Genomic DNA, 6,987 nt, shown 5'->3' with positions numbered 1-6,987 from the left:
TTATTTACTACATATTTGCGGGAGTGGCGGAATTGGCAGACGCGCCAGACTTAGGATCTGGTGCCGCAAGGCGTGGAGGTTCAAGTCCTCTCTCCCGCACCACTTACTCCTATAAAACTACCAACAATCTTTCATAAATAAAAAAAATAAAAATAATAAAAACTTTTTATGTTAAAATATATCCTCAATCATACAAAGGCAATATAATGAGGATTAAAGATATAAAGTTTCATATTGTATTTGATAATTTTTTATATAAAAAAGATTTGGTTTCTTTGTGGGGATTTTCTTGCTATATTCAAACTCCAAAAAAAGATATCTTATTTGATACGGGAAGTAACGGTAGAGTTTTGCTTTCAAATATAAAAAAGATGAATTTAGATTTAAAAAATATTTCTCTTCTTTTTATTTCCCATTCCCATTGGGATCATACAGGGGGTATTGATACCGTTTTAGAGGAAAATCCAGATATAAAAATAGCAATACCAAACTCTTTTTCAAAAAGATTAATAAACGATTTACAATATTTAGCCAAAGAGGTTATTGTTGTAGAAAATCATCCTCTTCAGATTGAAGATGGTATATATTCGACCTCAGTTATGGTGGATATTTCCGAAGAGTCTCTAATAATAGATACAGAAGATGGTGGAGTATTGATTGTGGGATGTTCTCATCCTGGAATTATAAATATCGTAAAAAGAGCTATGAAAATAATAAATAAAGAGATTATCTATGTTATAGGTGGATTTCATCTATTTGATAAAAAAGAGGAAGAGATAGTAAAAATAGTGGAAGAGATGAAAAGTTTGGGAGTAAAATATATAACTCCTACACACTGTAGTGGAGAAAAAGCTATTTTTTTATTTAAAAAAAGATACGGGAAAAATTTTATCGAGGGTGGAGTCGGAAGAGTAATTGAGTTTAATTAAGCTTTTTTATCCTTTTTTTAATAGGTTTTATATTTTTTATAAACTCTTTTTCATATTTTCTTTTTTGTCTGTTTAAATATTTTGAAATCTTTTTTATTATATTTGGATCTTTTATAAATTTTTCTATACTATTTTTTTGGACCTCTATATCATGATATTTTCCCAAAATATCTTGAATTTTTTTTATATTTTTTAAAACCTTTTTTTTATTGTATAAAAAAGAGAAATTTTCTAAAAGATATCTTAATTTTTTAAATTCTATCCTTATTTTGTGCAGATCCTTTGATGAAAAATTTTTTAAATTTTTTTCTATCTTTTTTGCCCTGTTTTTAACTTTTATAATAGCGGTATCTATGATATTTTTATTATTTTCTATGTAAAAGGAGTCTAAAATAAATCTCTTATATAGATCTATTATCTTTTTTTCATTTTTTTGGATCAATTTTTTTAAGTTTTTTTCTTCTTGGTTTTGAAACCTTTTTAGCTCTCTTTTTAGTATTGAAAGGTCGATTTTAAATTTTTTTTCATAAAAAGAGATATCTTGCATAAAAACATCCAAGTCTCTTTTTAAGTTTGTTTCTTTCATAAAATCTTTTAAAAATTTATACGAATATTGATAAAAATTGGGCTCAAAATACTCTTTAAACTCTTTTAAAATAGTTCTTGTTTTTCTGATATTTACTCTAAGTTGGTGCAGATTTTCTACATCTTTTTCTATTTTACATTTTTGCAAATAGTATCTAACTTTTATTAGGTAGTTTTTAAAAATAGCTTTTAATACATCTTTAGTTAAGCAGGAGTCAAGTTGAAGAGTTTGTTTACATCTATTATATATTTTGATTTTTGATTTCATAAATAGACTCCGGGCTTTTTATGATTATACCAAAAGCCCGGGGAGGGTTTATAATTTTGCTTCGTAGCGTCTTAACATCCAAAGGCGTCTTAGGGCTTTTTTTCTTGCTTTTATTTTCTCTTCTTTTCTTATTTCTGTAGGAGGCTTGTAAAATCTTCTAGCCCTAGCTTCCGTTACTATAAGGTTTCTATCAACCTGTTTTTTAAATCTTCTATATGCTTCTTCAAAACTCTCGTTTGGATTAACTACTATGCCAGGCATATAAGTCTCCTTGAGAAAATTTTAAATGAAATTATATCAAAAATCCAAAAAATTTAAAGATTATATTGTTATAATTTTTAAAAAAAGAGGGGATTGGATGGAATATTATAACTGGATTTTAGCGTTTCATGTTATGAGTTTTATAAGTTGGATGGCTATGCTTTTTTATCTTCCAAGGCTTTATGTTTATCATATGGAATTTAAAGATAATTATGATTATGTAGAAGTTGTAAAAATTCAAGAAAAAAAATTATACGCTTTTATAGGAGTGCCGGCTTTTTGGGCTACGTTAATTAGCGGTTTATCTATGATCTTTATAAATCCAGATCTTTTCAAAAGCGGTATTTGGCTTCATATAAAATTAACTGCGGTTGCTTTATTGATAGTTTATCATTTTAGTTTAGGATATTTTAGAAAAAAACTTTTAAAAGATGAATGCACAAAAAGCGGCAAATTTTTTAGGGTATATAATGAAATACCAACAATTTTAATGATAGTTATCGTAATAATGGTTGTTATAAAACCGATATGAAAAAGGCTCTTGTGTTAAGCGGAGGCGGAGCAAGATGTTTTGCTCAGCTTGGATATGTAAGTTATCTTGAGAGTTTAAATATAAAATTTGATCTATTTTGCGGCAGTAGCGGCGGAGCCATAATTGGTGCGTTTTTGGCTAAAGGTTATAAAAGTAGAGAGATTTTTGAAATTTTAAAAAAGATAGATTTTAAAAAATTAATATCTTTTAATTTTTTCAAAAGCTCTATTTTTAAGTTTAAAGATGCAAAAGAGCTTTTAATAAGATATAAATTGGATGATTTTGAAAATTTAGAAAATGAACTTTATGTTACGGTAACTGATTATGAAAGTTATGAGACAAAATATATAAATAGTGGAAAGCTTTGCGACTATCTTTTGGCTTCATCTTCGTTAATTCCAATTTTTGAACCTTATCAAATAGATGGTAAAATATTTATTGACGGAGGATTTACGGATAATTTACCCGTTAAACCATGTTTAAAAAGCGATTTTATATTGGCGATCAACGTAAATCCCCCTTTAAAATTTAAAAATAGTTTTTTTGGAAACCTATATAGGGCAGGTTATATAATGCTAAATACAAATATTAAACACTCTAAAAAGTTTGCAAATAAGTATATAGAGATTGCCGAGTGCGGTAAGTTTTCTATATTTGATACGAAAAATTTTGATAATATTTATAATGTCGGTTTTATGGAAGCTAAAAAAGATGAAAAATATTGGAAAGGTTTTAAATGCTAAAAAAAATATGGGAAAATTTTGTAGATAAAAAGATAATACCTTACGTTTTTGAGTGTTCAAAACATCCTATGAGGTTTTTGGAACTTTTAAAAGCAAATAAGGCTTATATAGACGGATTGGATCCATCTTTTACAATTCCTGGATTTAAACTCTCAACAACTAGATTATATATAGTATATTTTGTTTTATGGAATATTATAATAATCCCGGCTTCTTTAATTTTTCACAATTTTTTAGCAAAGCTTGATTGTCATTTATCTATTATTTTGGCAATAATTTTTACGCTTCTGTTTTTTGGAACTTTCCAAATATTTAAAGAGTGGTTGATAGACAGGGTTTCTCAAAGAATCATTAAAAGAGCTTGGCAAAACCATTTGCCCCATTTTAATTATGAAAAATATAGATTTAAAGTTGCTCAAATATTTTCGGAGGCTTTAGATAAAGATATACCAAAATATGAGATTGAAAGATATATTTTAGATAGGCTCGTAGAGGATGATTAAGAGATTTTTTTACCTATTTCTATTTTTTTGCCAAAACCGAGATTATTGTTTGTGTATTTAATATATTTTATTTTTATTCCTAAAATTTTGGGCTTTAGTGTTAAAGATATGGGAAATTTTTTTAAATATTTTATTTTTTTCTCTTTTTTTAACTCTATTATCTCTCCTTGAAACTGCACTCCTTCTATTTTTGAAATATTTTTTGTATTTAAAAAGATAGCTCCACTTGCAATACTGTTTTTTTTGATTATTTTCATATGATAGGTATCTATATTTGAAGCAAAAATCAATAAATTATCTTCTTCATCATATAGATAAAAACAGTTAAAGGAGTATGGTATATTATTTTTGGAGACGGAAATTGTCGCAATATGCTCCTTTTTTAAAAAATTTAATATATTTTTATATTTTTCCAATAACAAAATCAAACCCTTCAATTAACAGTATATATCTTCCAAATTTAGCAATAGCTACCAATATTATAAATTTTTTTAAATCATAATGAAAAGCTCCAGCAATAAACGTAATTGGGTCTCCAATAACCGGAGCCCAAGATAGCAAAAGAGCAAAACCTCCATATTTTTGAAACAGTTTTTGAGCTTTTTCAATATAATTTTCTTTAACATATCTCTTCTCTATTAGATAATCAATTCCTTTTTTTCCTATATAAAAATTTAACAGCGATCCAAGGGTATTGCCAATACCGGCACTCAAAAGTATCAAAAATTTTGGATAATTCTCATTTAAATAGTATATTATAGTAGCTTCGCTGTATATTGGCAAAATAGTTGCCGCACCAAAAGCAGATAAAAAGATTATTATAAACTCTTTCATAACTTTTCCGTTTTTTAAATTATAGATAGATTTTGATTATTTTATTATAAGTGCAAAATAAGAATAAAAGAGTAAAATTTATGAGTAATTAAAAAAATTAATAAAATTAAAATTTAAATTTAATTTTAAACTAAAGAAACTTGAGTTAGAATATATAAAGAAAATTTAGCCAAAGAAGGGCAAGATGAATTTTGAAAAAGATGTACAAAAGGCTCACGAGTTTTTAAAAGAGTTAGCGGCACAAATAGGATGTGAAGGTGATGAGAGAAAAGCTGGCAGGGTATTAAGGGCGGTTTTAAGAGTATTAAGAAGAAGAATCTCACCTGAAGAGTATATGGATTTTATAGCGCAGCTTCCAATGTGTATAAAAGCTATGGCGGTTGATGGTTGGAAACTATCATCTTTTCCTGATAAAAATATAAAAAATGTTCAAGATTTTGTTAATGCCGTAATTGAAGAGGATAAAAGAGCGGCTGAAAATGATTTTGGCGATGAGGAGAGTGCTTTAGAAACAGTTAAGAAAGTTTTTCATTTTCTCAAAGAACATATTAGTAGCGGCGAAGTAAAAGATATGGAAGCAGAATTACCAAAAGCTATCCAAGAACTAATAAAAAATGCGTAAAATTAGGCCCATTTATTGGGCCTAATTTATAATAAATTTTTTCTAACATCAAATCTACGTAATATCTATCAAATAGTTTTTATCTCTTCAATATTATTAAAAACTTCAGCTAAATCTTTAAAAAAAGTTGAGCTGCTAAATAAAATGAAAAAAAATATTTAGAGTTATTTTTATAATACTTAATAAATTTTTCCTTTTTAGTTAACAAATTATTAACAATTTTATCCAAAAAAATTTTGAATATATAATTTTTTAGAAGGAGAAGAGATGGATAAAATATTTAAAAGGGTAAGAAACAAAATATTATATAAATTTTTAAAAGGTTATTTAAAGAGCTTTTATTGAAAGTGGAGCGTACCGGGTTCGAACCGGTGACCTCCACGCTGCCAGCGTGGCGCTCTCCCAGCTGAGCTAACGCCCCGTGATTGGTTTATAGTTAATAATTGATGGTTGATAGCTATCGGTTGATGAAATTATATCAAAAAAATTCGTAAATTAAAACTATAGTCCATATTCCCAATGTTAAAAAAAAAGATAACAAAACGGCAGCAGCTCCTGCATCTTTGGCATGTTTTGCCAATGGGTGAATTTCTTTAGTTACCAGATCAACTGTTCTTTCAATTGCACTATTTAACAGCTCAACTATTAAGGGTATAAGCATTGCCGTTTGCATAATAGTTTTTGAAAGAAGAGAAATTGGCGAAAACCAAATTATTATGGAAAAAAAGATAAATAGCAGAACCTCTAATTTAAAAGATGTCTCGTTTAAAAAAGATTCGATTAATCCATCAAATGCATATTTTGCATTTTTAAAAAGACTGTATCTTGGTTTGTTTCTCAATTTTTCCACCTATTAAATCTATTTTTATAAAAATAGCTTGCGCTCTGATAATATGTTATTGTATCATTTATATCTTTTTGGTTTGGTTTTATAGCGGTATATTTGGAATTAAAAATTGTCTCTTTTTCTATTTTATATTCATGAACCTTTTTTTGTGGAATTAAAATTGTTAAAGAGTTATCTCTTTTTAGAGCAATTTTTTGATAATTTCCTACAAGAGCTCTCTCTTTGAAATCATCTAACAATATATCGTTGCCATAAAATTTGCTTTTATATGTCCAGTGCAGCAAACCAAAAAGAGTTGGTATTGTATCTATTTGACTTGAGAGTTTATCAATTTTACCCGGCTTAATAATATTTGGTGCATAAAAGATTAGAGGAATGTGATATTTATGAATAGGAATTTCGCTTTTACCAGCACTACTTGCACAATGGTCCGCTACAATTATGAAGATTGTATCTTTAAACCAAGGTTTGTTTTGTGCTTCTTTAATAAATTTTCCAATTGCATAATCTGTGTATTTGACTGCTCCCTCGCGTCCGGTATGTGAAGGTATATCAATTCTTCCAGAAGGATAAGTATATGGTCTATGATTTGATGTTGTCATTAGATAAAGAAAAAATGGCTTTTTGTTTTTATAAATATTATCAGCGACTTTCAATGCTTTATTATAGAGGTCCTCATCACAAACCCCCCAAATATTTGAAAATGTTATTTCATCGCTACTCATATCAGCCCTATCTATAATCTTAAACCCATTATGTGAGAAAAAGTCGTTCATATTATCAAAATATCCATGTCCGCCATAAATAAACCTGTTTTCATATCCTCTTTTTTTAAATATAAATCCGATTGAATACATATTATG

11 protein-coding genes and 2 tRNA genes are annotated in these 6,987 nt (G+C 27.7%); 6 read left to right on the top strand and 7 right to left on the bottom strand.

Translation table 11 applies throughout. The features are described from left to right. The first annotated feature begins 17 nt into the window (after positions 1 to 17). Together AC30RD_RS05030 and AC30RD_RS05025 are read left to right on the top strand one after the other, a co-directional pair. Positions 18 to 102 (top strand) — tRNA-Leu (locus AC30RD_RS05030). Positions 103 to 206: 104 nt separating this feature from the next. Then, the gene (locus AC30RD_RS05025; protein ID WP_489493215.1) at positions 207 to 929 is read left to right on the top strand and encodes an MBL fold metallo-hydrolase; all 723 of its coding nucleotides are present in this window, start codon (positions 207 to 209) and stop codon (positions 927 to 929) included. Here AC30RD_RS05025 and AC30RD_RS05020 read toward each other — a convergent pair. Together AC30RD_RS05020 and rpsU are read right to left on the bottom strand one after the other, a co-directional pair. Further along, a complete protein-coding gene (locus AC30RD_RS05020; RefSeq protein WP_489493214.1) occupies positions 922 to 1,782 on the bottom strand; it encodes a CHAD domain-containing protein in 861 nt (286 codons plus the stop codon). The two genes, AC30RD_RS05025 and AC30RD_RS05020, sit on opposite strands and share 8 nt — an antisense overlap. Positions 1,783 to 1,830: 48 nt before the next feature. Next, positions 1,831 to 2,043, bottom strand: coding sequence for a 30S ribosomal protein S21 (gene rpsU, locus AC30RD_RS05015; protein WP_281951903.1), 213 nt, complete (start codon positions 2,041 to 2,043; stop codon positions 1,831 to 1,833). Between the two features lie 97 nt (positions 2,044 to 2,140). Between rpsU and hemJ the strand changes: the two genes are divergently transcribed. Genes hemJ through AC30RD_RS05000 form a run of 3 tightly spaced genes read left to right on the top strand, consistent with a single transcriptional unit; the run spans position 2,141 to position 3,821 of the window. After that, on the top strand, positions 2,141 to 2,575 hold the full coding sequence (gene hemJ, locus AC30RD_RS05010) for a protoporphyrinogen oxidase HemJ (RefSeq protein ID WP_489493212.1): 435 nt from the start codon (positions 2,141 to 2,143) through the stop codon (positions 2,573 to 2,575). Beyond that, positions 2,572 to 3,318, top strand: a complete 747-nt coding sequence (locus AC30RD_RS05005) for a patatin-like phospholipase family protein (RefSeq protein WP_489493210.1) — start codon at positions 2,572 to 2,574, stop codon at positions 3,316 to 3,318. Before hemJ ends, AC30RD_RS05005 begins: the two co-directional genes overlap by 4 nt. Next, positions 3,312 to 3,821 (top strand): hypothetical protein, encoded by a 510-nt coding sequence (locus tag AC30RD_RS05000; protein WP_489493209.1) that lies wholly within the window; start codon positions 3,312 to 3,314, stop codon positions 3,819 to 3,821. Before AC30RD_RS05005 ends, AC30RD_RS05000 begins: the two co-directional genes overlap by 7 nt. Here AC30RD_RS05000 and AC30RD_RS04995 read toward each other — a convergent pair. Continuing rightward, positions 3,818 to 4,243 carry a hypothetical protein gene (locus AC30RD_RS04995; RefSeq protein ID WP_489493208.1) on the bottom strand — a complete coding sequence of 142 codons (426 nt, stop codon included), beginning with the start codon at positions 4,241 to 4,243 and terminating at the stop codon, positions 3,818 to 3,820. The two genes, AC30RD_RS05000 and AC30RD_RS04995, sit on opposite strands and share 4 nt — an antisense overlap. After that, positions 4,224 to 4,655, bottom strand: coding sequence for a YqaA family protein (locus AC30RD_RS04990; RefSeq protein WP_489493207.1), 432 nt, complete (start codon positions 4,653 to 4,655; stop codon positions 4,224 to 4,226). Before AC30RD_RS04990 ends, AC30RD_RS04995 begins: the two co-directional genes overlap by 20 nt. 184 nt (positions 4,656 to 4,839) lie before the next feature. On the opposite strand from AC30RD_RS04990, the gene AC30RD_RS04985 reads away from it, so the two are divergent. Then, positions 4,840 to 5,277: a DUF2267 domain-containing protein gene (locus AC30RD_RS04985; protein ID WP_489493206.1), complete on the top strand. Its 438-nt coding sequence runs from the start codon at positions 4,840 to 4,842 to the stop codon at positions 5,275 to 5,277. Positions 5,278 to 5,625: 348 nt separating this feature from the next. On the opposite strand, the gene AC30RD_RS04980 is transcribed toward AC30RD_RS04985, so the two are convergent. The 3 genes from AC30RD_RS04980 to AC30RD_RS04970 all read right to left on the bottom strand — a co-directional run. Continuing rightward, positions 5,626 to 5,698 (bottom strand) — tRNA-Ala (locus tag AC30RD_RS04980). Positions 5,699 to 5,755: 57 nt separating this feature from the next. Next, positions 5,756 to 6,127 (bottom strand): diacylglycerol kinase, encoded by a 372-nt coding sequence (locus tag AC30RD_RS04975; RefSeq protein WP_489493205.1) that lies wholly within the window; start codon positions 6,125 to 6,127, stop codon positions 5,756 to 5,758. Further along, on the bottom strand, positions 6,115 to 6,987 hold an 873-nt coding region (locus tag AC30RD_RS04970), incomplete at its 5' end, for an LTA synthase family protein (protein ID WP_489493204.1). The genes AC30RD_RS04970 and AC30RD_RS04975, both read right to left, overlap by 13 nt.

Source organism: Nitrosophilus sp. (assembly GCF_982775275.1).
This window is presented reverse-complemented; position numbering and strand designations above follow the sequence as displayed.